Source organism: Agromyces excoecariae (assembly GCF_051715505.1).
Classification (GTDB): domain Bacteria; phylum Actinomycetota; class Actinomycetes; order Actinomycetales; family Microbacteriaceae; genus Agromyces.
In genome coordinates this window covers 19,445-46,289 of the sequence record NZ_JBPSLA010000010.1, presented here as the reverse complement: position 1 = coordinate 46,289, position 26,845 = coordinate 19,445, and the positions used below count along the sequence as shown (strand labels likewise).

Sequence of the window (26,845 nt, the reverse complement as noted above, 5' to 3'; positions counted from 1 at the left end):
CGGTTCCTGTGTGGGGCGGCCCCCGCCGGGGCGGGGGGGCCCCCCCCCCGGGGGGGGGCCGCGGCCGCTCCGTTTCGTTCGCGACGTCGCCGCGGCTCGACCGGCGCGCTACACGGTTGCGCGGATGCGGCCGACGACGCGTCCGCCCCCGAGCACGTCGAGGCCGAGCTCGGGTTCGAGCGCGTCGACGGCCGACGCCTCGAGCGCCCCCGCTCCGACGAGCAGCCGTGCGGCGACGATCGCGGACGCGCGTGCCGAGCCGTCGAGCATCTTGAGTGCGACGGTGGTGCCGTCGGGGGCGGTCATCACCTGGACACCCTCGGCTCCGAACTTCGAGAACACGCCGAGCCGGTCGATGGCGACCGAGTCGGGCCGCCCCGGACCGGCGATCGCCCAGCCGTTCGCGCGCACGCCCTCGGTCAGCGCGGCCCCCTCGCGGAAGAGCGCGAAGGGCGACGACGTCGACGAGGACGCGATCTTCTGGATGCCGCGTGCGAGCGCCGTGAGGCCGACCGCGTGCACCGGTGCGCCGCAGCCGTCGATCACGGTGGCCGCCGGCCGCTCGCCGGTGAGGCGCTCGAACACGTCGAGGATGCGCTTCTGCAGCGGATGGTCGAGGTCGAGGTAGTCCTCGATCGGCCAGCCGTTGGCGTGGCAGGCGAGCAGCATCGCGGCGTGCTTGCCCGAGCAGTTCATCGTGATGGACTCGGGTCGCATGCCGCCGCGGACGAGCTCGTCGCGCGACGCGCGGTCGGTCGGGAACTCGGCCGGGCAGCGCAGGGCCGACGGGGGCAGGGCGACGCGTGCGAGCAGGCCGCGAACGAGCGCGACGTGCTGCGGTGTCCCGGTGTGGCTCGCGGTCGCGATGGCCGCATCCTCACCGCGCAGGGTCACGCCCGAGGTCATCACGGCGAGCGCCTGGAACGGCTTCATGCTCGAGCGGGGGAGCACTGGGGCCCTCGTGTCGCCGAGCTCGCGCACGACCTCGCCGTCGGGTCCGAGGACGACGGCCGAGCCGACGTGGCGCGACTCGACGAAGCCGCCACGATCGACGACGGCGAGCTGTGCGGCGGCGGATGCCGCGAAGGTCTCGCCCACGGATCAGGCGAGGGACGCGAAGGCGTCGTCGAGCACGCCGAGCGCGTCCTCGATGAGCTCGTCGGTCATGCGGAGACTCGGGAGGAACCGCAGGACGTTGCCCCACGTGCCGGCGCTGAGGAACAGCACGCCCTGCTGGGCGGCGTACGCGACGATCGCCGACACGGCCGCCGCGTTCGGCGTCTTCGCGGCCTCCGCCGTCCCGGACTCGACGAGCTCGATCGCGATCATCGCGCCGCGGCCGCGGATGTCGCCGATGATGTCGTACTTCCCGCGCAGCCGCTCGAGGCCGGCGGTGAGGGTCGCCTCGATGCGGCTCGCCTCGGCCAGCAGGCCCTCCTCCTCGATGGTCTCGAAGACCGCGATGGCGGCCGCGCACGCGACGGGGTTCCCGCCGAAGGTTCCGCCGAGGCCGCCGGGGTGGGAGGCGTCCATGATCTCGGCACGACCGGTGACGGCCGCGAGCGGGAAGCCGGCGGCGATGCCCTTGGCCGTGAGCACCAGGTCGGGGGTCCAGCCGAAGTGCTCGGACGCGTAGTACGCGCCGGTGCGCGCCATCCCGGACTGGATTTCGTCGGCGATCATGACGACGCCGTTGGCCGTGCACCACTCCTGGAGCGCGGGGAGGTAGCCGTCGGCGTAGACCATGAAGCCGCCCTCGCCCTGGATGGGCTCGACGACGAGGCATGCGAGGTCGGACGCGCCGACGACCTTGTCGAGGTAGGCGATGGTACGCGCCGCCGCCTGCGCGCCGGACAGGCCGTCGCGGTACGGGTACGAGCTCGGGGCGTGGTACACGTCGCCGGCGAACGGACCGAATCCGGTGCCGTAGGGCATCGCCTTGTAGTTCATGGCCATCGTGAGGTTGGTGCGGCCGTGGTAGGCGTGGTCGAGCACGGCCACCGCGCGGCGGCCGGTGTGCTTGCGCGCGATCTTCACGCCGTTCTCGACCGCCTCGGCGCCGGAGTTGACGAGCACGGACTTCTTGGCGAAGTCGCCGGGCGTGTGCGCCGCGAGCAGTTCGGCCACGCGCACGTACTCCTCGTAGGGGGTGATGGTGAACAGTGTGTGCAGGACGTCTCGCGACTGCGCGGTGGCGGCTTCGACGACGCGGGTGGGCGTGTGGCCCGCCGTGGTCACCCCGATGCCGGCGCCGAAGTCGAGGAATCGGTTGCCGTCGACGTCCTCGAGGACGGCGCCGTGCGCGCGCTCGATGTAGACGGGGAGCACGCTCGACACGCCCGCCGACACGACGGCGGTGCGCCGAGCCTGGAGCTCCTGAGAGCGGGGACCGGGGACAGCGGTGACGATCCGTCGCTCCTGCGGCACGGTGGCCGATTCGGCCGATTCGGCGGGCACGGATTCGACGGGGATCCAGGTGTCAGTCATGATCGGACCAGCTTAACCCCGGGGCCGCCGTGCGAGGTCGGCGGCCGGGTGCAGGATCGACGACGTCGGAGCGCAGCGGGCGCACCGGGCGGGAGGGAGCGACATGCTCGGCGAGCACCACTACGCGATCGAGGTCGAGTGGGAGGGCGACCGCGGGGAGGGCACGACGACGTATCGGTCGTACGGCCGTCAGCACGCCGTGCGCGCCACCGGGAAGCTCCACGAGATCGCGGGCTCGAGCGACCGCGCCTTCCACGGCGATCGCGATCGCTGGAATCCGGAGGAGCTCGTGCTCGCCGCCCTCAGCGAGTGCCACATGCTCTCCTACCTCCACGTCGCCGTGAACCACGGGGTCGTGGTGGTCGGCTACGAGGATGCGGCGATCGCGACGATGCGCGAGGACGGGCGCGGTGGCGGGCGCCTCGAGGAAGCGGTCCTCCGTCCGCGGGTCACGGTCGCCGACCCCTCGATGCGAGAGCTCGCCGAGTCGCTGCACCACGAGGCCTCCGAGAAGTGCTTCATCGCGGCATCCGTCGCCTTCCCCGTTCGGCACGAGCCGACGACGCTCGTTCGCGGAGCCTGAGGCCGACGGGCACCCCGGTGCCGTCGGGCGATCGGGCCGGATTCGGCAACCCGGCCGAGCACCGGCGGGAACGCGTCGCAGCGCGTCAGGGCAGGGCCGGGGTCGGCGCGAGGCCCGACCCGGGCGGTGCGGGCGCCGGACAGGGGTAGCCGCCGACGAGCCGCGAGCAGGGCGGGAAGTACGCCGGCAGCCGCTCGTCATGGGGGTCGCCGAACCAGCGGTTCCAGATGCGCCAGAAGTTCAGGTTGCCGTAGGCGGAGCACTGGTCGCCGCCCGAGGGGTCGGCGAGCACGGCGTCGTTCGGCTGGTACGGCGTGTAGTTGTACAGGTTCGCCGTCGCCTGGTTGCGGATCCGCACGGTCGAGGCGCCGCAGGCCGCATCGGGGTGGAAGCCCACGTCGACGCTGCCGACGTGGAACTGCCGGACGGGTTCGACGGTGTACTGCCGGAACTGCCATGCCGCGCGGTAGACCTGGTTGAAGAACCCGAAGTACCTCGCATCGCAGTCGGCGGTGTCCGGGCAGCCGTACCCTGTTGCACGTTCGTACCCGCGTGCGCTCGGCCGTGTCAGCAGCGACTGCTCCTTCTGGAGGAGCACGAGGAGGGTTCGCTGGCTGATGCCGCAGGCGGCGGCGACCTCGACGATGATGCGGCTCGCGGGCAGCGCCTCGCCGCCCGGCACCGCGGTGCAATGCCGTGGGCCGGCCGCGGGAACGGGCTCGACGTCCTCGGTGTACTCCGCGAGGCACGGCACGTCGTCGACGGGCCGGCACTCGCGCGACTCGAGGAAGGCCTGGACGTCTCGCACCGTCATCGCGGCCGAGTCGTAGAACGCGTCGTCGCTCACGATGAAGCCCGGGTCGAACCGGTCGGTCGACGGGATGCGCCGGTCGGCGGAGGTCGGGTCGCGCTCGATCCCGGGGGTCGGTACGCAGCCGGCCAGCAGCAGCGCGACGGATGCCGCGAGTGCGGCGATCCAGGCGCGGGAGCGGGTCCTCATCGGGCCGACGATACCGGTGCGGACCGCCCGGTCGCTGGGAACCTCCACCGATCCCGGTGAACCCCCGGCCGGAGGGCGACGGCGGCGCGCAGCTAGAAGCGTTCCCTCGGGGCGACGCGGTCGGCGATCTTCGCGAGCGTGCCCTGCGGCGGCGCCTCGTTGTACGCATCCGCGAGTTCCTGACCGGTGAGGGCGTGGATCGCGGCCATGATCTCGTCGGTCGCGGCCCTGCGGGCGCGTCCCGACGTCGCGGCACCGTGCCGACCGAGGTCGAGCGGCTCGCCGAATCGCACGGTGACCGGGCGCACCCGCGGCAGGGACGAGCCGACGGGTTGGATCTCCTCGGTGCCGATGAGGCCGACCGGCACGACCACGGCTCCGGTGGTGAGGGCGAGCCACGCGACTCCGGTCCGCCCGCGGTAGAGCCGCCCGTCGAGGGAGCGGGTGCCCTCGGGGTAGAGCGCGAACGCGCTGCCGGAGTCCAGGATGCGGCGCCCCTGGTCGAGTGCCGTCTGGGCCTGCGCGCCGGCGCCGCGTTCGACGCTCACGGCGCCGATCGCGGTGAAGAACGTCCGCGACATCCAGCCCTTGACGCCGGTGCCGGTGAAGTAGTGCGACTTCGCGAGGAACTGCACGGGTCGCGGCGCCGCGAGCGGGATCACGATGCTGTCGACGAACGACAGGTGGTTCGAGGCGAGGATCACTGGTCCCGACCGTGGCACGTGCTCGGCGCCGGTGATCGTGGGCCGGAAGATCAGTCGGACGAGCGGACGGAGGACGCCGCGCACGAGCCCGTACACCGGGCCGGGCTTCGACGGCGGGGACGGGACGGCGTCGGCCTCGATCTCACTCACCCTCCGACGCTACGTCAGCCCGTATGCGGACCCCGGAATATTGCTCGGCAGCGGGGCGCGGGTGCGCCATCATGGGCAGATGGACACCGCATCGGCCGAGGTCGTCGAGCTCGCCGAGTCGGGGGTCCGCGTGCTGGTCGCCGCGGGCGGCCGACGCGGCGCCGGCGTCGATTCGGTGCTCCGGGCCCACCTCGCCGCATCGGCCGGCGTTCCGGCGGACGACGTCGAACTCGACCACGCCTGCCCGGTGTGCGGTGTGAGGCACGGCAGCCCCGTGGTGCGCTATCCGACGACGCCCTCGGGCGGGTCCTGGTTCGCCGACGCGGCGACGGGCGCCGGCGTGGTCGTCGCGGCCGTCGGCACGCGGTATCCGGTCGGGGTCGGCGTCGAGGCGGCGGCCGACGCCGCGCCGATCCTGGACGCCGCGGCGCTGCACCCCGACGAGCGCGAGCGGTTGGCCGAACTCGACGCATCCGCCCGGGCCCTCGTGCGCGCGCAGCTGTGGGCGCGGAAGTCCGCACTCCTGCGCGCGGTCGGCCACCTCGAGGTCGTCGAACCCTCGCGGATCGCGGTGACGATGCCCGGCGACGACCACGGCGAGGCCCGCATCTCGCGGAGCGTGCCCGAGCTCGGGTCGCGATGGGAGGACGTCCGGATCGCGGACGTCGCCGTGCCCGGCCGGGTCGCGGCATCCGTCGCCCTGCTCCCGCGCCGCTGAGGCGGCGCGGCCTAGAGTTGGCGTGTGCGCAGCGTCATCATCCTCGGGTCCACCGGTTCCATCGGCACGCAGGCGCTCGACGTCATCCGCGCGAATCCGCGGCGCTTCGACGTCGTGGGCCTCGCCGTCGGCTCCAACCGCGCCGAGCTCGAACGGCAGGCGGAGGAGTTCGGGGTCGAGAACACGGCGGTCGGCATCGACGAGGCCGTGCAGCTCGTCAGGAGCGTCGACGCCGACGTGGTGCTGAACGGCATCACGGGCTCGGTCGGGCTCGGGCCGACGCTCGCGACGCTCGAGCGCGGAATGACCCTCGCCCTGGCGAACAAGGAGTCGCTCATCGTCGGCGGCGACCTGGTCACGCGGCTGGCCGCGCCGGGGCAGATCGTGCCGGTCGACTCGGAGCACTCCGCGATCGCGCAGGCGTTGCGGTCCGGCACGCACGACGAGGTCCGCCGGCTCGTGCTCACCGCGTCGGGCGGGCCGTTCCGCGGTCGCCCACGCGAGGAACTCGTCGACGTCACTCCGGCCGAAGCCCTCGCGCACCCCACCTGGGACATGGGCCTCGTCGTCACCACGAATTCGGCGACGCTCGTGAACAAGGGCCTCGAGGTGATCGAGGCGCACCTGCTCTTCGCCGTCGACTACGACCGGATCGAGGTCGTCGTGCATCCGCAGTCGATCGTGCACTCCATGGTCGAGTTCGTCGACGGCTCGACGATCGCCCAGGCGTCGCCGCCCGACATGCGCCTGCCGATCTCGCTCGGGCTCGACTGGCCGAACCGCGTCGCCGCGGCAGGGAATCCGCTCGACTGGACGAGCGCGCAGCAGTGGACCTTCGAGCCGCTCGACGAGGCGGCCTTCCCGGCCGTGAAGCTCGCCAAGCAGGTCGGCCGCGCCGGCGGCGAGTACCCCGCCGTGTTCAACGCCGCGAACGAGCAAGCCGTGGCGGCCTTCCACGCGGGCCGCATCGGGTTCACCGAGATCGTCGACACCGTGAAGGCGGTCGTCGACGCGCACGAGTCGCCCTCCGGCGCGCTGACGGTCGACTCGCTCGCCGAGGCGGAGCGGGTGGCGCGGCGGGCGGCCGACCTCCGCATCGCGCGGGCGTAGCGCCGGGCGGGCCCGCGGCATCCGTTCACAGTCGGCGGACAGCGCGCGCCAAGGGATCGCCCCTACGATGACGGGGTGGAATCCGTGCTCCTGTTCGTGATCGGCGTCGCCATCATCGTCGTCGGCCTCGCCGTCTCGATCGGCCTGCACGAGATCGGCCACCTCGTGCCCGCGAAGCTCTTCGGCGTGAAGGTCACCCAGTACATGATCGGCTTCGGTCCGACGGTCTGGTCGAAGCGGAAGGGCGAGACGGAGTACGGGGTCAAGGCGATCCCGCTCGGCGGCTACATCGCGATGATCGGCATGTTCCCGCCCGGCAAGGACGGTCGCGCCAAGGAGGACAGCACGGGCTTCTTCCGCTCGCTCGTGCAGGACGCCCGGGACTCGAGCGCCGAGTCGATCACTCCGGGCGACGAGCATCGCGCGTTCTACCGCCTACCGGTCTGGAAGCGGATCGTCGTCATGTTCGGCGGCCCGTTCATGAACCTCGTGCTCGCGATCGTGCTCTTCGGCGTGCTCCTCATGGGCTTCGGCGTCTCGCAGCCCTCCACCACGATCGGGTCCGTCTCCGAGTGCGCACTGCCCGCGACCAGCGAGCGCCAGACGTGCGAGCCGGGGGATCCGGCGGCGCCCGGCGCGGAGGCCGGCATCCAACCCGGGGACACGATCGTCGCCGTCGACGGCGAGCCGATCGACTCGTGGACCCGGTCCACGGCGATCATCCGGGAGCACCCGGGCGAGGAGATCCCGGTGGTGGTCCTCCGCGACGGCGCGGAGGTCGAGCTCACGGTCACCCCGCTGCTCAGCGAACGGTACGTCGTCGACGACCGGGGCCAGGTGGTTACCGGGGCCGACGGCGAGCCGCTCACCGACGAGGTCGGGTTCGTCGGCATCGGGCCCGCGACCGAGACCGTCCGCCAGCCCGTCACGGCCGTGCTGCCGATGGTCGGCGAGAACGTGCAGGCCGTCGCCGGCATCATCGTGAACCTCCCGCAGCGGCTGGTGGACGTCGCGAACGCCGCGTTCGGCCCGGACGAGCGCGACCCGAACGGGCCGATCTCCGTCGTCGGCGTCGGACGGGTGGCGGGCGAGATCGCGAGCCTCGACGAGGTGCCGATCGCCTCGCGCGCCGCGGGTCTCGTGGGCATCCTCGCCTCGCTCAACGTCGCCCTGTTCGTCTTCAACCTGATCCCGCTCCTCCCGCTCGACGGCGGCCACATCGCCGGCGCGCTCTGGGAGGCCATCCGGCGCGGTTTCGCGAAGCTCCGCAACCGGCCGGACCCCGGACCCGTCGACCTCGCCAAGCTCATGCCCCTCACGTTCGCGATGGTGATCGTCCTCGGCGGCATGAGCGCGCTGCTCATCTACGCCGACATCGTGAAGCCCATCAGCGTGCTCTGATCGGGGTACTCCCGGAGGAGTAGCCCGCCGCCATCCCGCCGGCCGATCCGGGCGCCGCGCACCGGGGATACGATCGGGAGATGCCCGCGCCGACCTGGGACGGCGCCGCCCCGTGGGGCGGACGACCCGAGCGATTCCGGCCCTCGCCGACGGCCGTGCTCGTCGCCCCGGTGGTCGTCAGCGCCATCGTCCAGGTGCCGGCGGCGATCGCGATCGCAGCGTGGATGCGGTTGCCTGCGGGCGTCGCGGTCCTCTCGGTCGGGCTCGCCATCGCCGGGCCGCTCGCGCTCCTCGCCGCCCGCCGTGCGCCCGGTCCGACCGTCGCGGTGGTCACGGGGCTCGCCCTCGCCGACCTGCTCCTGCCGCCGGACGTCGGGCCGCCGTACGTGGCGCTCGCGTTCGCGATCGTCCTCGCGGTCTCGCGCGGCGCACTCGGGTGGGCGGTCGTCTCGGTCGTCACGGGCTGGGTGGCCGCGATCGTCCTCGCGTCGAGCCTCGGTCCGACGTGGCATCCGCTGCGCATCGCCGCCACCACCGCGCTCCTCGCCGCGTGCTTCGGGATCGGGACGTTCGCGCGCGTCCGGCGCGAGCGCGCGGCGACCTACCGCGCCGACCTCGCGCGACGACGACGGACCGCGGAGGAGCAGGAGCGGATGCGGATCGCCCGCGAACTGCACGACGTCATCGGGCACGCGCTCTCGCAGATCAACGTCCAGGCGAGCGTCGGCCTGCACCTGATGGACCGCGAACCCGAGCGGGCGCGCAGCGCGCTCGAGAACGTGAAGACGACCTCGAAGACCGCCCTCGAGGAGGTGCGCACCGTCCTCGGGGTCATCCGGGGCGATGGCGAGGGCGATGGTGAGGGCCCGGCTCCGCTCGCGCCGCAGGCCGAGCTCGCCGACCTGCCTGGGCTGGTGGCGGGGGTCGCGGCGCCGGGCCTCGAGCCCCAGCTCGTCGATCGGCTCGAATCGGCGCCGCCCCGCGCAGTGCAGTTCGCCGCCTACCGCATCGCGCAGGAGGCGCTCACGAACGTGGTGCGGCACGCCGAGGCGTCGCGGGCGTTCGTCGTCCTCGAACGGCTGGGCGACGACCTGCTCCTCACGGTCGACGACGACGGTCGCGGACTGCGCGGTGCGGACGAGGGCAGCGGCATCCTCGGCATGCGCGAGCGCGCGGCGCTGCTCGGCGGCACGGTCGCCGTGGAACGCTCGCCGCGAGGCGGGACCCGCGTCACGGCCCGGCTGCCCTGGGGAGGCGCAGGATGATCCGGGTCGCGCTCGCCGACGACCAGGTGCTCGTGCGCGCGGGGTTCCGGGCACTGCTCGAGGCCGAACCCGGCCTCTCGGTCGTCGGCGAGGCCTCGACCGGCGAGGAGCTGCTCGCGCTCCTGCGGGCGGAGCCCGTCGACGTCGTGCTCATGGACATCCGGATGCCGGGCGGCGACGGGCTCTGGGCGACCGAGCAGATCGCCGCCGATCCGGCGCTCGCCGAGGTGCGCGTCGTGGTGGTGACGACGTTCGAACTCGACGAGTACGTGGTCCGTGCGGTCAGGGCCGGAGCGAGCGGCTTCCTCGTCAAGGACACCGAGCCGGTCGACCTCATCCGAGCGGTCCGCGTCGTCGCCGAGGGCGATGCGCTGCTCTCGCCCGGCGTCACGCGGCGCCTCCTCGAGCGGATGTCGGTGGGGCTCCGCGATGCGCCCGACGGCGACGCGCTCGACGAGCTCACCGATCGCGAGCGCGAGGTGCTGCGCCTCGTCGGGCTCGGCCTCACGAACGACGAGATCGCCGAGCGGCTCGTGCTCAGCCCGTTGACGGCGAAGACCCACGTCTCGCGCATCATGTCGAAGCTGCACGCGCGCGACCGGGTCCGGCTCGTGGTCATCGCCTACGAGTCCGGCCTCGTCGCGCCCGGTTGGCAGTGACGGGCATGGGCGGGCGGCGACGACCGCCGTCGGCCGGGGCCGTGCTCCCTCGGGAGTAGCGCCAGTGCCGCCCTGCGGCGGATGCATCGTCGGTCGCCCGCGGCGAGGCTGGTTCCGACGGCCCGTTCCGGGGCCGCACGATCAAGGAGTCCCGACATGCTCACCACACTCGCCGCCGCGTCCGCGGTCGCCCACGCCGGTCCGTGGGGCGCCGGATTCGGCTGGGCGTTCCTGTTCGTCCCCATCCTCTGGATCCTCGTCATCGGACTCGTGGTGTTCCTCGTCACGCGCCGCCGGCGCGCATGGGGCGGCGCCGACGGCCCGCCGTGGGCCCGGTCGGCCTCGGCCGAGTCGACGCTCGCCGAGCGGTTCGCCCAGGGCGACATCGACGAGGCCGAGTACCGGGCGCGCCTCGAGGTGCTCCGCGCGAGCCGGCCGAACGGCTGAGGCCCGCGGCCGCGCTCGAGCGAACCTCAGGCCAGCGAGCGCTCGAGCGCGGCCGCCTGGTGCCGGTGGCCGATCGTCTCGTAGCCGACGATCACGACGATCGGCGAGAGCGATGCGACGACGATCCCGCTCCCCATGCTCGCACCGTTCGCGACGACCACGACCGCGGCGACGAGGGGGATGAGGCTTCCGACGTAGAGCAGGATGTGGAACGGGTCGAACTCGCGCAGCAGCGCGGAGTAGATCGCGAACAGCGCCGTCGAGTACACGGCGACCGGGACCACGACCGTGAGGACCGCCGTCGTGTCGTCGATGTGCGCCGTGCCCTCGATGACGTACGCGGCGACGTGCAGGCCGGCGCCCGTCGCGGCGAGCGAGCCGAAGATCGCCAGGTGCCCGTACCCCCAGACGAATCCGCGTTCGCGGTGACGCGCGAGCACCGCCCCGGACGGCATGGTGAAGTACACCCACCAGAGCCCGAACGCGAGCATCGTGCCCCCGACCGTGACGAGCACGGCCTCGACGTCCCACCCCTGCTCCTCGACCACGGCGCTGATCGCGAGGATCGTGCCGAGCACGATCTCGCCGAGCGTGATGATCACGAGCAGGCCGTAGCGCTCGGCGACGTGGTGCGGATGCCACGGCGTGCCGCCGCCGACGCGCTCGGCGATGATCGGCCCCGCCATCTCGAAGACGACGAGGGCGATCCAGACGATGAACACGGTCGAGAGCGGGGGATTCGCGACGAGCAGCAGGATCCAGCCGACCTGCGCCGTCGAGACCAGTACGACGTAGGCGAGCGCGGCACGGCGGTGGGCGGGGTCGTGCCGCGCCGCCCGGAGCCACAGCGCGACGACCGCGACGCGCATGATCACGTAGCCGATCACCACGACGCCGTTCTCGAGCTCGCCGCCCGCGTCGATCGAGTGGAAGGCCTGGGGCAACCCGAGCGCGAGCACGATGACGCCGATCATCACGACCATCGTGGCGACGCGGAAGAAGATGTCGTCGTTGTCGTACGCCGATGCCAGCCACGTGAAGTTGATCCAGGCCCAGGCGATCGCGAAGACCGCGAACACGAAGCCCGCGGTGGCGGAGGCGAAGTGGCCGAGCTCGAGCAGGTGCGCGGTCTGGCTTCCGGCGGCACTGAATGCGGCGACGAAGACCAGGTCGAAGAAGAGCTCGAGCGGCGTGGCTGCGCGGTGGGGCTCGTCGGGGTCGCGGCCGGTCATGCGGCGCAGCCGGTGGTCGAGTCGCATGGGCCGGTGCGCCGCGCGCCCCGCGGCGTCCGTGGTCGCCTCGCTCATCGCGCCTCCTCGTCGGACCGGCCCGTGCCGTGGGGCCCCATTCCATCACAGCGGGGGCCACCTCGGCACGGGCCGGGCCCGGCGTCGCAGGTCAGCGCGAGAGCAGCAGCGCCTCGCCCTGCCCGCCGCCACCGCACAGGGCGACGGCCGCCCGGCCTCCGCCGCGCTGCGCGAGCTCGCGCGCGGCGTGGAGGGCGAGGCGGGCGCCGGAGGCGCCGATGGGGTGGCCGAGCGCGATCGCACCGCCGTGGACGTTCACCTTCTCGGGGTCGAGGGAGAGGTCCTTCATCGACTGCAGCGACACGGCGGCGAACGCCTCGTTGATCTCGACGAGGTCGAGGTCGCCCGCCGTCCAGCCCTCGCGGTCGAGGGCCGCGGCGATCGCGTTCGAGGGCTGCGAGTGCAGCGAGTTGTCGGGTCCGGCCACCTGGCCCGACGCTCCGACGAGCGCAAGCCACGGCAGGCCGCGCTCCTCGGCCCAGGCGCGGCTCGCCACGACGACGGCCGCGGCGCCGTCGGAGATCGGCGAGGAGTTGCCCGCCGTGATCGCGCCGCCCTCGGCGAAGGCCGGACGGAGCTTCGCGAGGGTCTCGGGCGTGGAGTCGGGGCGCACGCCCTCGTCGGTCGCGACGACGACGGGGTCGCCCTTGCGCTGCGGGATCTCGACGGGCACGATCTCGTCGTCGAAGACGCCGTCGGCCTGGGCCTTGCCGGCGCGCACGTGCGAGAGCGCCGCGATCTCGTCCTGTTCGGGACGGCCGAGTCCGTACCTGGCGTTGAAGCGCTCGGTCGACGCGCCCATCGACTCGTGGTCGAACGCGTCGGTGAGTCCGTCGTGCGCGGTGACGTCGAGGAGCTCGACGCTGCCGTAGAGGTGGCCCGTGCGCGATCCGGGGAGGACGTGCGGGGCGTTGGTCATCGACTCCTGGCCGCCGGCGACGACGACCTCGGCCTCGCCGAGGCGGATGAGCCGGGCGGCGTCGGCGATCGCGACGAGGCCCGACAGGCACACCTTGTTGAGCGTGATCGCGGGCACGCGCCACGGGATGCCGGCGGCGACCGCGGACTGCTTGGCGGGGTTCTGGCCGGCGCCGGCCTGGAGCACCTGGCCCATGATCACGGCGTCGACGTCGTCGGGGGAGACCCCGGCCTTCTCGAGGGCGCCGCGGATGGCGACGGTGCCGAGTTCGACGGCGGTTCGGCTGCCGAGGTTGCCGGCGATGCGGCCGAACGGCGTGCGGGCGCCGGCGACGATGACGACGTCGGGGAAGCTCATGACGGTGGGACTCCTTCGTCTCGGTGGGGGTGCACGGGGTGGGCGCACCGGTCCGGGTTGCGCGTCGTGCGCGATCGACTCTAGTGTACGTTCCTGAGACCTGAACCACCTGTCAGGTTTCATGACACCGTCGTCACTCAGAGAGGCTCACAGCATGCGAGTTACACCGAAGTACCTCGCGCCGGCGCTCGTCGCCGCCGCGGCGATCACCCTGGCCGGTTGCGCGCCGACCACCTCCGGGGGAGGCGACGCCGACACGGCGGACGCCGCTCCCGTCGCGATCGGCATGATCACGTCCCAGACCGGCCCCCTCGCCGCCTACGGCGAGGCCTACACCGCCGGCTTCGAGGCCGGCCTCGACTACGCCACCGAGGGCACCGGCGAGGTCGACGGCCGCGAGCTCGACATCACGTGGGAGGACGACCAGGGCAACCCCGACACCGCGGTCGCCAAGGCCAAGGACCTCATCGGCCAGGGCACGACCGTGCTCGCCGGCACGGTCGTCTCGGGCATCGCGCTCTCGCTCGCCGAGCAGGCCGAGCAGAACGAGATCCTCTACATCTCCGGCCCGGCCGCAGCCGACGCGATCACCGGCGTGAACGACTACACGTTCCGCTCGGGTCGCCAGACCTACCAGGACGTGGCCACCGCGGGCACGTTCATCGGCGACCCCGACGGGAAGAAGGTCGTCGTCTTCGCACAGGACACCGCGTTCGGCCAGGGCAACCTCGCCGGCGTCGAGGCCGTGCTCGGCGGGCAGGGCGCCGAGGTCCAGGGCGTGCTCGTCGCCGAGGACGCGACCGAGTTCACGCCGTTCGCGCAGCAGCTCATCGACGCGCAGCCCGACCTGATCTTCGTCGCCTGGGCGGGCGCCTCCTCCGGCGCGATGTGGACCGCACTGCAGCAGCAGGGCGTGTTCGACGCCGCCCCGGTCGTCACGGGCCTCGGCGACGTCGCGACCTACCAGGCCTACGGCGATGCCTCGGCCGACATCTCGTTCCTGAACCACTACTTCGGCGGCGCCGCCGGCACCGACATCGAGGACGAGATGATCACGCGCCTCGAGGACGCGGGCACCGTGCCCGACCTGTTCTCGGTCGACGGCTTCGTGGCCGCGCAGATGATCGTGCAGGCCGTGCGCGAGGGCGGCGACGACGTCGACGCCATGATCGACGCGCTCGAGGGCTGGACGTTCGAGTCCGTCAAGGGCGAGGTCACGGTCCGCGCCGAGGACCACGCGCTGATCCAGCCGATGTACCAGGTGAAGCTCGTCGAGGGCGCCGACGGATGGGCCCCCGAGCTCATCGAGACCGTCGACGCCGAGACCGTCGCGCCCCCGGTCGCAGGCTGAGCCGGGCCATCCGACCCGAACCGACCAGGAACGGAACGCACTCGCGATCATGACCGACAACCACGCGGCGCTCGAACTCGAGCACGTCACCCTCCGCATCGGCGGCGCGCACCTCCTCAAGGACGTGTCGCTCACCGTGCCCGAGGGCGAGATGCTCGGCGTCATCGGCCCGAACGGCGCCGGGAAGACGACCCTCTTCAACATCGTCTCCGGTGTCCTCCGCCCCACCGAGGGCGTCGTGCGCCTCGGGGGCGCCGACGTGACCGCCCACCCCGTGCACCGACGCGCCGCGGCCGGCCTCGGCCGCACGTTCCAGACGTCAAGCCTCTTCCCGGCTCTCGACGTGCTCGAGAACGTGCGGCTGGCCGCCCAGGCGCACGAGGGCCGCGCGGCATCCGTGTTCCGGATCCCCCGGCGCACGGATGCCGCGACCCGGCGTGCCCTCGCGGCCCTGGAGGAGGTCGGCATGCCCCATCGGGCCGATGCCGGCGCCTCGGGGCTCTCGCACGGCGAGAAGCGCAAGGTCGAGATCGCGATGCTCATCGCGATGGAGCCCCGCGTGATCCTCCTCGACGAGCCCATGGCGGGCGTCGGCTCGGCCGACGTCCCCGCGCTCACCGAGGTCATCCGCGGGCTCCATCGCGGCGGGCGCACCGTGCTCATGGTCGAGCACCACATGGACGTCGTCCTCGGTCTCGCCGACCGGGTCGCCGTCATGCACCACGGCGAACTGCTCGCCGCCGACTCCCCGGAGGCCGTCATGGCGAACCCCACCGTCCAGTCCGCCTACCTCGGGACCGCCGCGTGAGCGGGCCCGTCGCGGACGAACCCATCCTGAGCCTCCGCAACCTGTACGGCCGGATCGCCGGCCAGCAGGTCGTCGAGGACGTCTCGTTCGACGTCCCGGCGACCGGGGTCACGGCACTCCTCGGCCGCAACGGCGTCGGGAAGACGTCGACGATCAAGTCGATCCTCGGCCTCATCGACCGGTCGGGCGAGATCCGACTGGCGGGCGAGCGCATCGACCGGGTGCCCACGCACCGCATCGTGCAGCGCGGCGTCGCCTACGTGCCGGAGGACCGCGAGGTCTTCGGCTCGCTCACGGTGGCCGAGAACCTGCGGCTCGCCGAGCGCGACCGCTCGCCGCGACGCGAGCTCGTGGCCTCGCTCTTCCCCGACCTCGAGGCCCGACGCGACCAGCGCGCCGGCACGCTCTCCGGTGGCCAGCAGCAGATGGTCTCGCTGGCGCGAGCGCTGGTCAACGAGAACCGACTCCTGCTCGTCGACGAGCCCACCAAGGGGCTCGCCCCGCGCATCGTCGACGAGGTCGCCGACGCCCTCGCCGAGGCCGCGCGCACCACGCCGATCCTCCTCGTCGAGCAGAACCTGCTCGTCGTCCGCCGCCTCGCCGAGCGCGTCGTCGTGCTGAGCAGCGGCCGCGTCGTCTTCGCGGGCTCCGCCGCGGAACTCCTCGACGACCACGACCGCGTCCAGCGCTACCTCGGCGTGCACGACGAACGGGAGGCCGCCTGATGGACACCCTCGTGCTGCTGGTGATCACCGGCCTCGGCCTCGGAGCCCTGTACTTCCTCGTCGCGAGCGGCCTCTCGCTCATCTACGGCCTCATGGGCGTGCTGAACTTCGCCCACGGCGCGTTCCTCACGATCGCCGCCTTCCTCGGCTGGGAGGCCGGTCGCCGGATCTCCGACGGAACGTGGACGGGCCTCGTGATCTCGGCGATCGTCGGAATCCTCGTCGGCGCGACGGTCGCGGTGCTCACCGAGGTGTTCATCATCCGCCGTCTCTACGAGCGGCACATCGAGCAGGCGCTCGTGACGGTCGGCATCTCGCTCGCCGCGGTCGCACTGTTCGAGGGGATCTGGGGCACCGACCCGATCTACACCGACCGGCCCGCGTGGCTCACGCAGACCACCGAGATCCTGGGCGCCCGCATCCCGAACGACCGGTTCGTGCTCATCGCGTGCGCGGCGCTCGTGCTCGGCGGCATCGTGCTCTTCCTGAAGAGGACCCGGTACGGCCTCATCATCCGCGCGGGTGTCGAGAACCGGCACATGGTCACCGCGCTGGGCATCGACGTGCGGCGCTCGTTCACGCTCGTGTTCGCGATCGGCGGCGCCGCTGCCGGCCTCGGCGGGGTCCTGGCCTCGGTCTACTACGGGTACGTGTCGGCGCACCTCGGCTCGGTGCTGCTGATCTTCGCGTTCATCGTCACCGTCATCGGCGGCCTCGGCTCGCTCACGGGCGCCGCGATCGCCTCGGTGCTCGTGGCGGTGCTGCAGCAGTTCGCGAACTTCTACCTCGGCGGCACGGGCGACCTCGTGGTCGTCGTGCTCCTCGCCGCCGTGCTGCTCATCCGCCCGCGTGGACTCATGGGGAAGGCCGCATGAAACATCGCATGACCGCTGCGTCGCTCCGCCTCGTCATCGGCGGCATCCTGCTCGTCGTCGCACTCGCCGTGCTGCCGCTCTTCGCGATCGACATCCCCGGCGTGCTGCCGGGCCCGACCTACACGCCGGGCACGCTCCAGCTGCTCGCGTTCGCGCTGCTCATCGCCGCGCTCGCGCTCACCTACCGGATGATGTTCGGGCTCGCGGGACTGCTGTCGTTCGGCCACGCGCTGTTCTTCGCCGCGGGCGCCTACGGGCTCGCGATGACGCTCGAGGCGTTCGGGCCGGCCGAGTGGCCGAGCGCGTTCGTCTTCACCGTGGCGATCGCCGTGACGCTCGTGCTGGGGTTCGTGCTCGCCGCGACGGTCGGCGCGCTCGCCCTGCGGGTCACGGGGATCTCGTTCGCGATGGTCACCCTCGCGTTCGCCCAGGCCGGTTCGGTGCTGATCCGCCGCAACCCGGGCAGCGCGACGGGCGGTGACGAGGGCCTCGCGCTCGACACCGCGCACGTCCCGCCGGAGCTCGTGGGCGTCGTCGACACCCGGAACCTCTACTGGGTCGCGCTCGGCATCCTCGTGCTGGTCTACCTCGTCGTGCTCTGGGTCGAGAAGAGCCGTGCCGGCCACGTCGCCGAGGCGATCCGCGAGAACGAGCTGCGCGTCCGCGTCATCGGCCTGCGTCCGTACAACGTCAAGCTCCTCGTCTTCATCGCCGCGTCGGTCCTGGCGTCGGTCGCGGGAATGGGCTACCTGCTGCTCCAGTCGGGCGCGGCGCCGCGCATCGCGACGGCGGACTTCACCCTGACGCTCCTCGTCATCGTCGTGCTGGGCGGAGTGGGGGCCCGCTGGGGCGCGATCGTCGGCGGTATCGTCTACACACTGCTCGACCAGCGCCTCACGGCGCTCGCCGGGTCGGACGCGATCGCCGCCCTGCCCGACATCCTCCGGGTCCCGCTGTCCGAGCCGCTGTTCATCCTGGGCACGCTGTTCGTGCTCGTGGTGCTGTTCCTCCCGGGGGGCATCGCGGGGCTGCCCGCCCGCATCGCGACGGGCCGCAAGCAGCACCCGGCCGAACCGGAGGAGACGGTCGATGCCTGACGGAGCCTGCACCCTGGGCCGGTGGACCGCCGACCGGGCCCGCACGGCGCCCGACGCGATCGCGATCGACGACCGCGGCGTCTCGATCAGCTACCGCGAGCTCGACGAGCGCGCCGAACGGCTGGCCGCGGCGTTCCGCGCCGGGGGCTACGCGATCGGCGACCGGGTCGCGACGATCACCGGCAACAGCGCCGACCACGTCGTGCTGTTCTTCGCGTGCGCGAAGGCGGGGCTCGTGCTGGTGCCCCTGTCGTGGCGCCTCTCGCCGCGCGAGCTCTCGGAGCAGCTCGAGATCGCCGACCCGGTGCTCCTGCTCGTCGAGGACGAGTTCCAGACGCTCTCGCGGGCGACGCTCGGCCGTCTCGCCCGGCGCATCCCGGTCGCCGCACTCGGCGCTCACGGCGTCGAGCAGCGCGTGCCGCACCCGGGCGCGCGGCGCGAGGCTGCGTGGACCCGCACCGAGGTGCGAGACGACGACACGCTGCTCGTCGTCTTCACCTCGGGCACGACCTCGCGGCCGAAGGGCGCGATGCTCACGCACGCGAACTGCTTCTGGACCAACCTCTCGCTGTCGAAGACCATCGCGATCGCCGAGCACGATGTGGTCCTCGCGGTCATGCCGCAGTTCCACGTCGGCGGCTGGAACATCCAGCCGCTGCTCGCGTGGTGGTCGGGGGCGACCGTCGTGCTCGAGCGCACCTTCGACCCCGGGCGCGTGCTCCGGCTGGTCGCCGAGCGCGGCATCACGACGATGATGGGCGTCCCCGCCAACTACCTGTTCCTCGCGCAGCACCCCGACTTCGCCCACACCGACCTCTCGAGCCTGGGACACGCCGTGGTCGGCGGCGCCCCGATGCCGCCGGCGCTCCTGCGCACCTGGCACGCCCGCGGGGTCGCGCTCACGCAGGGCTACGGCCTCACCGAGGCGTCGCCGAACGTGCTGTGCCTGCCCGACCGCGAGGCCCGCGAACGCGTCGGGTCGGCCGGCCTGCCGTACGCGCACGTCGACGTCGCGGTCGCCGACCCGGCCACGGGCGAGCTCCTCGAGGGGGCGGCCGAGGGCGAGCTGCTGGTGTCGGGGCCGGGCGTGTTCGCCGGATACTTCCGCGACCCGGCCGCCACGGCCGCGGCGCTCCACGACGGCCGACTCCACACCGGCGACCTGGTGCGCCGTGACGCGGACGGCTACTTCACGATCATCGACCGGCTCACCGACGTGTACATCTCGGGCGGCGAGGGCGTCTCGCCCGCCGAGGTCGAGTCGGTGCTCATCGCGCACCCGGCGGTCGCCGATGTCGCGGTGGTCGGCGTGCCGGACGACCGGTGGGGCGAGGTCGGCTCGGCCTGGGTCGTGCTCCGGGCCGGTGCGATCACGGATGCCGCCGAGCTCGCGGAGTTCGCCCGAGCCTCGCTCGCGGGCTACAAGGTCCCGCGCGACATCCGCTTCATCGACGAGATCCCGCGCTCGACGGCGGCGAAGACGCTCCGCCGCGTGCTGGGGGAGCGGGCCGCGCGCCTCCGGGAGGACGAGGCGGCGGAGGCCGCGGCCGCCACCGGTCCCGCCGAGGGAGCCGGCGCATGAGCGCCGCACCACGCACCGCGCGCGGCGAGCAGACCCGCCGCCGGATCCTGGAGGCCGCCGAGCACGTGTTCGCCGAGCACGGGTACACCGAGTCTTCCGTTTCGCGCATCACCGAGCGGGCGGGCGTCGGGCAGGGCACGTTCTACCTGTACTTCGACTCGAAGCTCGAGGTGTTCGAGGAACTGGTCGAGGACCTGAACCAGCGCGTGCGGCACGCCATGAGCGAGGGAGCGCGCGGCGCGACCACCCGGCTCGAGGCCGAGCGCGAGGGCTTCGCGGCGTTCTTCCGTTTCACCGCCGAGCACCCGGCGCTCTACCGGGTGGTCCGCGAGGCCGAGTTCGTCTCGCCCGGTGCGCTCCGGCTGCACTACACGCGCATCGTCGAGGGCTACATCGACGGGCTGCGCGAGGCCCAGCTGGACGGCGAGATCGGCGACATCGACCCGACCGTCGCCGCGTGGGCGCTCATGGGCATCGGCGAGATGATCGGCATGCGCTGGGTGCTCTGGGGCAACGGCGACGGGCCGGGCGACGACGCCGACCCGACCGCGTCGGGAACCGATGCGGTGCCCGAGCACGTGCTCGACGAGATGATGCGATTCATCGGCGGCGCCCTGGGACGGGGCGATCGCCGCAGCGAAGGGGAGGACTCATGACCGGACTGTCGGGATCGACCGCGCTGTCGGGGCGGCGCGCGATCGTCACCGGGGGAGCGAGCGGCATCGGCCTCGCGTGCGCCGAGGCGTTCGCGGAGGCCGGGGCGCACGTGACGATCGCCGACCTCAACGGCGAGGCGGCGACGGCGGCGGCCGAGCGCATCGGCGGCGAGGCCTGGCAGGTCGACCTGGGAGACACCGCGTCGCTCGCCGACCTCGCGCTGGACGCCGACATCCTGGTCAACAATGCGGGCATCCAGCACGTGCGCCCGATCGAGGAGTTCGAGCCCGAGCGGTTCTCGCTGATCCTGCGCATCATGCTCGAGGCCCCGTTCCTGCTCATCCGCGCCGCGCTGCCGGGGATGTACGAGCGCGGCTGGGGCCGGGTCATCAACCTGTCGAGCGTGCACGGGCTGCGCGCCTCGCCGTTCAAGTCGGCGTACGTCGCCGCGAAGCACGGCCTCGAGGGGCTCTCGAAGGTGACCGCCCTCGAGGGCGGCCCGCACGGCGTCACGTCGAACTGCGTGAACCCCGGCTACGTGCGCACGCCGCTCGTCGAGAAGCAGATCGCCGACCAGGCGAAGGTGCACGGGATCCCGGAAGAGGACGTCGTCGAGAAGGTCATGCTCACCGAGTCGGCGATCAAGCGCCTCGTCGAGCCCGCCGAGGTCGCGAGCCTCGTGCGCTGGCTGGCGAGCGAGGACGCCCGCATGGTGACCGGTGCCAGCTACACGATGGACGGCGGATGGAGCGCGCGATGACCGGACCCGAGCCCTTCTCCGCGCCGGTCCGCGGCGGCGACCTCGCGGGCGGCCAGTGGCGGGCGGATGCCGCGGGCGTGCCGATGCTCGCCATCCACGGCATCACGGCGAGCCACCGCGCGTGGCACCATGTCGCCGGGGCCCTGCCCGAACGGCGGATCGTGGCGCCCGACCTTCGGGGGCGCGGCCGCTCGGCCGACCTGCCCGGCCCGTGGTCGCTCCGCGACCACGCCGACGACCAGCTGCGCGTGCTCGACGCGCTCGGCATCGAGCGGGCGTTCGTCGTCGGGCACTCGATGGGCGCGTTCGTCTCCGTGCGCTTCGCGGCCGCGCACCCCGACCGCATCGCCGGGCTCGTGCTCGTGGACGGCGGCCTGCCGATCCCGCACCCCGAAGGCCTCGACCCCGAGGAGGTCGCCGCCGCCGTGCTCGGCCCGGCGATCGCCCGACTCGAGATGCGGTTCGCCGACCACGACGCGTACGCCGACTTCTGGAAGGCGCACCCGGCGATCGGCCCGGCCTGGGACGAGTGGGTCGCCGACTACGTCGCCTACGACCTCGTCGGCGCGGAGCCGGAACTGCGGAGTTCGTCGCGGGCCGACGCGGTCGCCCAGAACGTGCTCGAGCTCGACGGCGGCGACGGCTACCTCGAGGACCTGCTCGGACTTCCGGCCCCGGTCGACTTCCTCCGCGCCGAGCGCGGGATGCTCGATCAGCCCGAGGCCCTGTACCCTGCCGAACGGGTGGCGGCGGACGCAGAACGGATGCCGGCGCTCCGCGTCACCGAGGTCGCGGAGCTCAACCACTACACCATCGTCATGACGGATGCGGGCGCCGCCCGGGTCGCCGCGGTCGTCGCACCGCGGCTCGCCGAGGCCGACGCGGAGGCATCCGTCGGGACGCGTTGACGAGGAGGTCACACGATGACACTGGACAAGACCGTCGGATCGGCCGCTGAGGCGGTCGCCGACATCCCGGACGGCGCGTCGCTCGCCGTCGGCGGGTTCGGGCTCTGCGGCATCCCCATGGTGCTGATCCAGGCCCTCCTGGAGCGCCGCGTCGGCGACCTGTCGGTCGTCTCGAACAACTGCGGCGTCGACGACTGGGGCCTCGGGGTCCTGCTCGGCGCCGGCCTGATCCGCAAGATGACCTCGTCGTACGTCGGCGAGAACAAGGAGTTCGAGCGGCAGTACCTCTCGGGCGAGCTCGAGCTCGAACTGACCCCGCAGGGCACGCTCGCCGAGAAGCTCCGGGCCGGCGGCGCCGGCATCGCCGGGTTCTTCACGCAGACGGGCGTCGGCACGCAGGTCGCCGAGGGCGGCCTGCCGCAGAAGTACGCCGCCGACGGCTCCATCGCGATCGCCTCGAAGGCCAAGCCAGTGCAGACGTTCACCGTCCGGGGCGAGGCGCACGAGTTCGTGCTCGAGGAGGCCATCACGACCGACTTCGCGCTCGTCCACGCCTTGAAGGGCGACCGGCACGGCAACCTCGTCTTCGACAAGTCGGCCCGCAACTTCTCGCCGCTGTGCGCGATGGCCGGCCGGATCTGCATCGCCGAGGTGGAGGAGCTCGTCGAGCCCGGCGAGATCGACGCCGACGCCGTGCACCTGCCCGGCATCTTCGTCGACCGCGTCGTCGAGGTCGGCACCGACATCGAGAAGCGGATCGAACGGCGCACCGTGCGCCAGGCCGGCGAGACGGAAGAGGGGAACTGACCATGGCGCTCACCAGGCTCGAGATGGCCGCGCGCGCGGCGAAGGAGCTCGCCGACGGCTCGTACGTGAACCTCGGCATCGGCCTGCCGACCCTCGTCCCGAACTACGTGCCCGAGGGCGTGACGGTCGTGCTGCAGTCCGAGAACGGCATCCTCGGCGTCGGGCCGTACCCGACCGAGGACCAGGTCGACCCCGACCTCATCAACGCCGGCAAGGAGACCGTGACCGTGCTTCCGGGCGCCGCATACTTCGACTCGGCGACGAGCTTCGGCATGATCCGCGGCGGCAAGGTCGACGCCGCCATCCTCGGCGCGATGCAGGTGTCGAGGGACGGCGACCTCGCGAACTGGATGATCCCCGGGAAGATGGTGAAGGGCCCCGGCGGCGCGATGGACCTCGTGCACGGTGCCCGCAGGCGCATCGTGCTCATGGAGCACGTCGCGAAGGACGGCTCGGCGAAGATCGTCGACTCGTGCTCGCTGCCCCTGACGGGCAAGGGCGTCGTCGACCGCATCATCACCGACCTCGCCGTCATCGACGTCACCCCCGACGGGCTGAAGCTCGTCGAGCTCGCGCCCGGCGTGAGCGTCGAGGAGGTCGTGGAGAAGACCGAGCCCGCGCTCGACACCTCGAGCGTCACCGCACTCACGACGTAGACCCACCCGCACCACCGCACCACCCCGAAGGCCCGAAGGAGCGCCACATGGACCACATCCTCCCCGGCATCGTCGTGCACGAGCTCGCGACGCCGCGCTACACCGCGCAGGTGCTGGAGCGTCCCGCAGCGGACGCCGACGCCCCGCGCGCGACCGTCCTCTTCGTGCACGGCAACGTGTCGTCGTCGCTGTTCTGGCAGCCGACGATGCTCGCCCTGCCGGCCGACGTCCGCGCGCTCGCCGTGGACCTCCGCGGCTTCGGCGGCAGCGAGGTGCGACCGGTCGACGCCACCCGAGGGCTCGGCGACTACGCCGAGGACGTCGCGTCGGTCGTCGACGCGCTCGGACTCGACGAGGTGCACCTGGTCGGCTGGAGCATGGGCGGCGGGGTCGTGATGCAGGCGCTCATCGAGCACGAGCTGCCCGTGGCATCCGTCACGTTGGTCAACCCCGTCTCGCCGTACGGGTTCGGGGCGACGGATGCCGCGGGCCGGCTGCTCACGCCGGACGCCGCGGGCTCGGGCGGCGGGGGAGCGAACCCCGACTTCATCGCCCGGCTGAGGGACGGCGACCGGACCGCGGACGCGCCGTCGTCGCCGCGCTCGGTGTACCTCGGCACGTACGTGACGCCCGGCTTCGTCTCCGAGCACGACGACCGCTGGGTCGAGTCGATGCTCACGACCGCCATCGGCGAGGACAACTACCCGGGCGACGCGCAGCCCTCCGAGAACTGGCCGGGCTTCGCGCCCGGCACGCGCGGCGTGCTCAACACCATGGCGCCGACCCGGTTCGACGCGAGCGGCATCGTCGACCTGGAGGCGAAGCCGCCGATCCTGTGGATCCGCGGAGCGAACGACGTGATCGTCTCCGACACGTCGCTCTTCGACCTCAACCACCTCGGTGCGCTCGGCGTGATCCCCGGCTGGCCGGGCGAGGACGTCGCCCCGGCGCAGCCGATGGTCGCGCAGACCCGCGCGGTCCTGGACCGCTACGCGGAGCGCGGCGGCGACTACCGCGAGGCCGTCTTCGCGGCGAGCGGCCATTCCCCGCTCCTCGAGGAGCCCGAGCGTTTCGTCGCTGAGCTCGTCGCCCACGTGCTCGGGGACGACACCGCGCCCGCCTGAGCGCGCTTCGGGCGGAATCGCGCGACGGGGATGCGCCGAGGGTGCGTCCCCGTCCGCGCGCCACCCCCTGTCGTCACGGAGCCATTCGACGCAGGATGGTCGTCGACGCCTCGCGAGGGAGGAATGCATGCCCGGCGCGCCACGCGACCACGACGTCCCCATGGCGGACCCGCGGGATCCGCGCAAGCCGTCCTCCCCGTTCCAGATCACGCGGCGGGCGTGGCGCTACCTGGCCAGGCGCGTCTTCCGCGAGTTCATCGACGACGAATGCCTCGACACCGCGGCCGCGCTCACGTTCTGGGGAACCCTCTCGGTCTTCCCCGGACTGCTCGCCGTCACCTCGCTCCTCGCGCTGGTCGGGCAGGGCGGCGCCATCCGCGAGATCCTCGGCCTCGCCGAGCAGGTCGCCCCTGGTCCCGTGCTCGACGTGGTCCGGGAGCCGCTCCGAGCCTTCGCCGGGTCGCGCGCGGCGACCATCGGCTTCATCACGGGCCTCGCCATCGCGCTCTGGTCGGCATCCGGGTACATCGCGGCCTTCACGCGGGCGATGAATCGCATCCTCGAGATCGAGGAGGGCCGGCCGTTCTGGAAGCTGCGCCCGTTCCAGCTCCTCATCACGGTCGGCGCCATCCTGCTCGTCACGATCGTCGCCGTGATCCTCGTCGTCTCAGGTCCGGTGGCGGATGCCGTCGGCGAGGCGCTCGGCGTCGGCGCGACGTTGCGCACCGCGTGGGATCTCGCGAAGTGGCCCGTGCTTGCGGCGGTCGTCGTCATGGTGGTCGCCCTGCTCTACTACGCGACCCCGAACGCCCGACAGCCCAAGTTCCGCTGGATCAGCCTCGGCGCCCTCATCGCGATCGTCCTCATGCTGGTCGCGTCGGGCGGCTTCGCCCTCTACGTCGCGAACTTCTCCAGCTACGACCGCACCTACGGCTCGCTCGCCGGCATCGTCGTGTTCCTGCTGTGGCTCTGGATCACGAACGCCGCGCTGCTGCTCGGCGCCGAGTTCAACGCGGAACTCGAGCGCACCCGCCAGCTGCAGGCGGGCATCCCCGCCGAGGAGAGACTCAGGATGCCGCCCCGTGGCACGCGATCCATCGAGAAGGCGGCGGAGCGTCACCGTCGGAACCTCGAGCTCGGTCGCCGCATCCGGCGGGCGCACGATGCGGAACCCGATCACGCCGGAGAGCGCGGCGAGGAGCGGAACGGCTGACCGGCACGTCGCTCCGCACCATCCGTTCGATGGGCGCCCCCCGCGGCCCGGAGGCAGACTCGGGCACGTTCCTGACCATGGCGCCGACCCGGTTCGACGCCAGCGGCATCGTCGCCCTGGAGGCGAAGCCGACGATCCTGTGGATCCGCGGCGCGAACGGCGTGATCGTGATCACGGGCGAGGGATCCGCGCCGGTCGCCGGGCCGTGATCCAGTCGTGATGCGGGGGTGCGCGTACGCGCGCACCCCCGATGCCATGCTGGGACGGCGGTTCCCTCGCCCCTACGAGGGAGCCGCGACCGAGTGCGCCGCAGGTCGGCGACTCGAGGTTCGACCCGAAGGAATCCGATGACCTCATCCAGTCCAATCCCGCGGAGTGCTCGGCGGTTCGGTACTTCACTCGTCTGCGCCGCGCTGCTCGTCGTGGTCCTGAGCGGCTGCACAGCCGGGGCTGCGGGCTCGGAGCCTCCGACCTCGGCTCCCGCGACGGAGGCCCCGCCCGCCACCCCGTCGGCGACGGCCGAACCCGCCGTCACCGTGACCGCGATCGCGGTCGGTCCCGAGGCGGTGGTGCTGCGCGACGACGAGGGTCGTGCGGTCGAGACGTTCCCGTACGCGGACGAGGACGCCGCCCCCGCGTTGACGGCGATCGAAGCGCTCCTCGGCCCCGCTCCGGAGGTCGAGGAACACCCGGGAAGCCAGGAGCACCAGCCCGTGACCTCCCACCGCTGGCCCGGATTCCGGCTCGAGGTGGTGCGCTACGTCGACGGCTGGGTCCGGGAGGACCTCGTCCCCACGAGGGCTCCGGCGTTCCGGGTGACGCTCGATGCACCGGTCTCCGGCTCGGTCGCACTGGTCACCCTCGACGGGTTCCACGTCGGCGACGCGTGGACGTCGGTCACCGGCGCCTCCGCGTACGCCGAGTCCCCCGCGGACTGCGCGCACGGCTTCACCGACGCGATCGAGCAGGCGGTCACCTGGTACGACGGATCCGACCGGATCGAGCTCGTCGTCGTCGACCTCGTCCCCGGCTCCGATCTCGCCGCCTTGACGCAGGTGCGGGCGCCGGTCGCCGCGTCCGGGTGCGTCTAGGGGCGCTGACCGCCACGCCGGCATGCCGCGTACGAGGGCCGCGCTCGGCGGTGCCCGGCGCCGGCCCGCATCGTGGCGAAATCG

At 72.7% G+C, this 26,845-nt stretch carries 28 protein-coding genes; 22 read left to right on the top strand and 6 right to left on the bottom strand.

Annotated elements, in window-relative coordinates; translation table 11 throughout:
* Nucleotides 1-108: 108 nt before the first annotated feature.
* Both ACSJD1_RS10295 and gabT read right to left on the bottom strand, forming a co-directional pair.
* Nucleotides 109-1,098: an asparaginase gene (locus tag ACSJD1_RS10295; RefSeq protein WP_438855220.1), complete on the bottom strand. Its 990-nt coding sequence runs from the start codon at nucleotides 1,096-1,098 to the stop codon at nucleotides 109-111.
* Nucleotides 1,099-1,101: 3 nt separating this feature from the next.
* The gene (gene gabT, locus ACSJD1_RS10290; protein WP_438855219.1) at nucleotides 1,102-2,487 is read right to left on the bottom strand and encodes a 4-aminobutyrate--2-oxoglutarate transaminase; all 1,386 of its coding nucleotides are present in this window, start codon (nucleotides 2,485-2,487) and stop codon (nucleotides 1,102-1,104) included.
* Between the two features lie 103 nt (nucleotides 2,488-2,590).
* Here gabT and ACSJD1_RS10285 point away from each other — a divergent pair, with 103 nt between their 5' ends.
* Nucleotides 2,591-3,070, top strand: a complete 480-nt coding sequence (locus tag ACSJD1_RS10285) for an OsmC family protein (RefSeq protein ID WP_438855218.1) — start codon at nucleotides 2,591-2,593, stop codon at nucleotides 3,068-3,070.
* A gap of 85 nt (nucleotides 3,071-3,155) precedes the next feature.
* Here ACSJD1_RS10285 and ACSJD1_RS10280 read toward each other — a convergent pair whose 3' ends face one another.
* Both ACSJD1_RS10280 and ACSJD1_RS10275 read right to left on the bottom strand, forming a co-directional pair.
* Complete coding sequence (locus tag ACSJD1_RS10280; RefSeq protein ID WP_438855217.1) at nucleotides 3,156-4,070, bottom strand: hypothetical protein; 915 nt, start codon at nucleotides 4,068-4,070, stop codon at nucleotides 3,156-3,158.
* Nucleotides 4,071-4,162: 92 nt separating this feature from the next.
* Complete coding sequence (locus ACSJD1_RS10275) at nucleotides 4,163-4,924, bottom strand: lysophospholipid acyltransferase family protein (RefSeq protein ID WP_438855216.1); 762 nt, start codon at nucleotides 4,922-4,924, stop codon at nucleotides 4,163-4,165.
* Nucleotides 4,925-5,003: 79 nt separating this feature from the next.
* Here ACSJD1_RS10275 and ACSJD1_RS10270 point away from each other — a divergent pair, with 79 nt between their 5' ends.
* The 6 genes from ACSJD1_RS10270 to ACSJD1_RS10245 all read left to right on the top strand — a co-directional run bounded on the left by ACSJD1_RS10270 (nucleotide 5,004) and on the right by ACSJD1_RS10245 (nucleotide 10,524).
* The gene (locus ACSJD1_RS10270) at nucleotides 5,004-5,642 is read left to right on the top strand and encodes a 4'-phosphopantetheinyl transferase family protein (protein WP_438855215.1); all 639 of its coding nucleotides are present in this window, start codon (nucleotides 5,004-5,006) and stop codon (nucleotides 5,640-5,642) included.
* A gap of 24 nt (nucleotides 5,643-5,666) precedes the next feature.
* Nucleotides 5,667-6,752 (top strand): 1-deoxy-D-xylulose-5-phosphate reductoisomerase, encoded by a 1,086-nt coding sequence (dxr, locus tag ACSJD1_RS10265; protein WP_438855214.1) that lies wholly within the window; start codon nucleotides 5,667-5,669, stop codon nucleotides 6,750-6,752.
* A 75-nt stretch (nucleotides 6,753-6,827) separates the two neighbouring features.
* Nucleotides 6,828-8,153, top strand: a complete 1,326-nt coding sequence (locus tag ACSJD1_RS10260; RefSeq protein ID WP_438855213.1) for a M50 family metallopeptidase — start codon at nucleotides 6,828-6,830, stop codon at nucleotides 8,151-8,153.
* An 80-nt stretch (nucleotides 8,154-8,233) separates the two neighbouring features.
* Complete coding sequence (locus ACSJD1_RS10255; RefSeq protein WP_438855212.1) at nucleotides 8,234-9,418, top strand: sensor histidine kinase; 1,185 nt, start codon at nucleotides 8,234-8,236, stop codon at nucleotides 9,416-9,418.
* Nucleotides 9,415-10,077 (top strand): response regulator, encoded by a 663-nt coding sequence (locus ACSJD1_RS10250; RefSeq protein WP_438855211.1) that lies wholly within the window; start codon nucleotides 9,415-9,417, stop codon nucleotides 10,075-10,077. The genes ACSJD1_RS10255 and ACSJD1_RS10250 overlap by 4 nt, the downstream gene beginning before the upstream one ends.
* 156 nt (nucleotides 10,078-10,233) lie before the next feature.
* Complete coding sequence (locus ACSJD1_RS10245; RefSeq protein WP_438855210.1) at nucleotides 10,234-10,524, top strand: SHOCT domain-containing protein; 291 nt, start codon at nucleotides 10,234-10,236, stop codon at nucleotides 10,522-10,524.
* A gap of 26 nt (nucleotides 10,525-10,550) precedes the next feature.
* Here ACSJD1_RS10245 and ACSJD1_RS10240 read toward each other — a convergent pair whose 3' ends face one another.
* Together ACSJD1_RS10240 and ACSJD1_RS10235 are read right to left on the bottom strand one after the other, a co-directional pair.
* Entirely contained in the window at nucleotides 10,551-11,831 is a 1,281-nt protein-coding gene (locus ACSJD1_RS10240) for a low temperature requirement protein A (RefSeq protein ID WP_438855209.1), read from the bottom strand.
* A gap of 91 nt (nucleotides 11,832-11,922) precedes the next feature.
* Nucleotides 11,923-13,107, bottom strand: coding sequence for an acetyl-CoA C-acetyltransferase (locus tag ACSJD1_RS10235; protein ID WP_438855208.1), 1,185 nt, complete (start codon nucleotides 13,105-13,107; stop codon nucleotides 11,923-11,925).
* Nucleotides 13,108-13,261: 154 nt separating this feature from the next.
* On the opposite strand from ACSJD1_RS10235, the gene ACSJD1_RS10230 reads away from it, so the two are divergent.
* From ACSJD1_RS10230 to ACSJD1_RS10160, 15 genes are all read left to right on the top strand, one after another.
* Nucleotides 13,262-14,458, top strand: coding sequence for a substrate-binding domain-containing protein (locus tag ACSJD1_RS10230; protein WP_438855207.1), 1,197 nt, complete (start codon nucleotides 13,262-13,264; stop codon nucleotides 14,456-14,458).
* 49 nt (nucleotides 14,459-14,507) lie between these two features.
* On the top strand, nucleotides 14,508-15,266 hold the full coding sequence (locus ACSJD1_RS10225) for an ABC transporter ATP-binding protein (RefSeq protein WP_438855206.1): 759 nt from the start codon (nucleotides 14,508-14,510) through the stop codon (nucleotides 15,264-15,266).
* Complete coding sequence (locus ACSJD1_RS10220) at nucleotides 15,263-15,991, top strand: ABC transporter ATP-binding protein (RefSeq protein WP_438855205.1); 729 nt, start codon at nucleotides 15,263-15,265, stop codon at nucleotides 15,989-15,991. The genes ACSJD1_RS10225 and ACSJD1_RS10220 overlap by 4 nt, the downstream gene beginning before the upstream one ends.
* Nucleotides 15,991-16,866, top strand: a complete 876-nt coding sequence (locus ACSJD1_RS10215; RefSeq protein ID WP_438855204.1) for a branched-chain amino acid ABC transporter permease — start codon at nucleotides 15,991-15,993, stop codon at nucleotides 16,864-16,866. Before ACSJD1_RS10220 ends, ACSJD1_RS10215 begins: the two co-directional genes overlap by 1 nt.
* A gap of 8 nt (nucleotides 16,867-16,874) precedes the next feature.
* Entirely contained in the window at nucleotides 16,875-17,963 is a 1,089-nt protein-coding gene (locus ACSJD1_RS10210) for a branched-chain amino acid ABC transporter permease (RefSeq protein ID WP_438855203.1), read from the top strand.
* Nucleotides 17,956-19,545 carry a class I adenylate-forming enzyme family protein gene (locus tag ACSJD1_RS10205; protein WP_438855202.1) on the top strand — a complete coding sequence of 530 codons (1,590 nt, stop codon included), beginning with the start codon at nucleotides 17,956-17,958 and terminating at the stop codon, nucleotides 19,543-19,545. Before ACSJD1_RS10210 ends, ACSJD1_RS10205 begins: the two co-directional genes overlap by 8 nt.
* Nucleotides 19,542-20,201, top strand: a complete 660-nt coding sequence (locus ACSJD1_RS10200; protein WP_438855201.1) for a TetR/AcrR family transcriptional regulator — start codon at nucleotides 19,542-19,544, stop codon at nucleotides 20,199-20,201. The genes ACSJD1_RS10205 and ACSJD1_RS10200 overlap by 4 nt, the downstream gene beginning before the upstream one ends.
* Nucleotides 20,198-20,962: a 3-hydroxybutyrate dehydrogenase gene (locus ACSJD1_RS10195; RefSeq protein ID WP_438855200.1), complete on the top strand. Its 765-nt coding sequence runs from the start codon at nucleotides 20,198-20,200 to the stop codon at nucleotides 20,960-20,962. The genes ACSJD1_RS10200 and ACSJD1_RS10195 overlap by 4 nt, the downstream gene beginning before the upstream one ends.
* Nucleotides 20,959-21,870 carry an alpha/beta hydrolase gene (locus tag ACSJD1_RS10190; protein WP_438855199.1) on the top strand — a complete coding sequence of 304 codons (912 nt, stop codon included), beginning with the start codon at nucleotides 20,959-20,961 and terminating at the stop codon, nucleotides 21,868-21,870. Before ACSJD1_RS10195 ends, ACSJD1_RS10190 begins: the two co-directional genes overlap by 4 nt.
* A gap of 15 nt (nucleotides 21,871-21,885) precedes the next feature.
* On the top strand, nucleotides 21,886-22,677 hold the full coding sequence (locus tag ACSJD1_RS10185) for a CoA transferase subunit A (protein WP_438855198.1): 792 nt from the start codon (nucleotides 21,886-21,888) through the stop codon (nucleotides 22,675-22,677).
* 2 nt (nucleotides 22,678-22,679) lie between these two features.
* Nucleotides 22,680-23,333, top strand: coding sequence for a CoA transferase subunit B (locus ACSJD1_RS10180; RefSeq protein ID WP_438855197.1), 654 nt, complete (start codon nucleotides 22,680-22,682; stop codon nucleotides 23,331-23,333).
* 47 nt (nucleotides 23,334-23,380) lie between these two features.
* Nucleotides 23,381-24,457, top strand: coding sequence for an alpha/beta fold hydrolase (locus tag ACSJD1_RS10175; RefSeq protein WP_438855196.1), 1,077 nt, complete (start codon nucleotides 23,381-23,383; stop codon nucleotides 24,455-24,457).
* Between the two features lie 127 nt (nucleotides 24,458-24,584).
* Nucleotides 24,585-25,670 (top strand): YihY/virulence factor BrkB family protein, encoded by a 1,086-nt coding sequence (locus tag ACSJD1_RS10170; RefSeq protein WP_438855195.1) that lies wholly within the window; start codon nucleotides 24,585-24,587, stop codon nucleotides 25,668-25,670.
* 29 nt (nucleotides 25,671-25,699) lie between these two features.
* Nucleotides 25,700-25,879, top strand: a complete 180-nt coding sequence (locus ACSJD1_RS10165; protein ID WP_438855194.1) for a hypothetical protein — start codon at nucleotides 25,700-25,702, stop codon at nucleotides 25,877-25,879.
* 327 nt (nucleotides 25,880-26,206) lie between these two features.
* Nucleotides 26,207-26,761 carry a hypothetical protein gene (locus ACSJD1_RS10160; RefSeq protein ID WP_438855193.1) on the top strand — a complete coding sequence of 185 codons (555 nt, stop codon included), beginning with the start codon at nucleotides 26,207-26,209 and terminating at the stop codon, nucleotides 26,759-26,761.
* The last annotated feature ends 84 nt before the right edge of the window (nucleotides 26,762-26,845 follow it).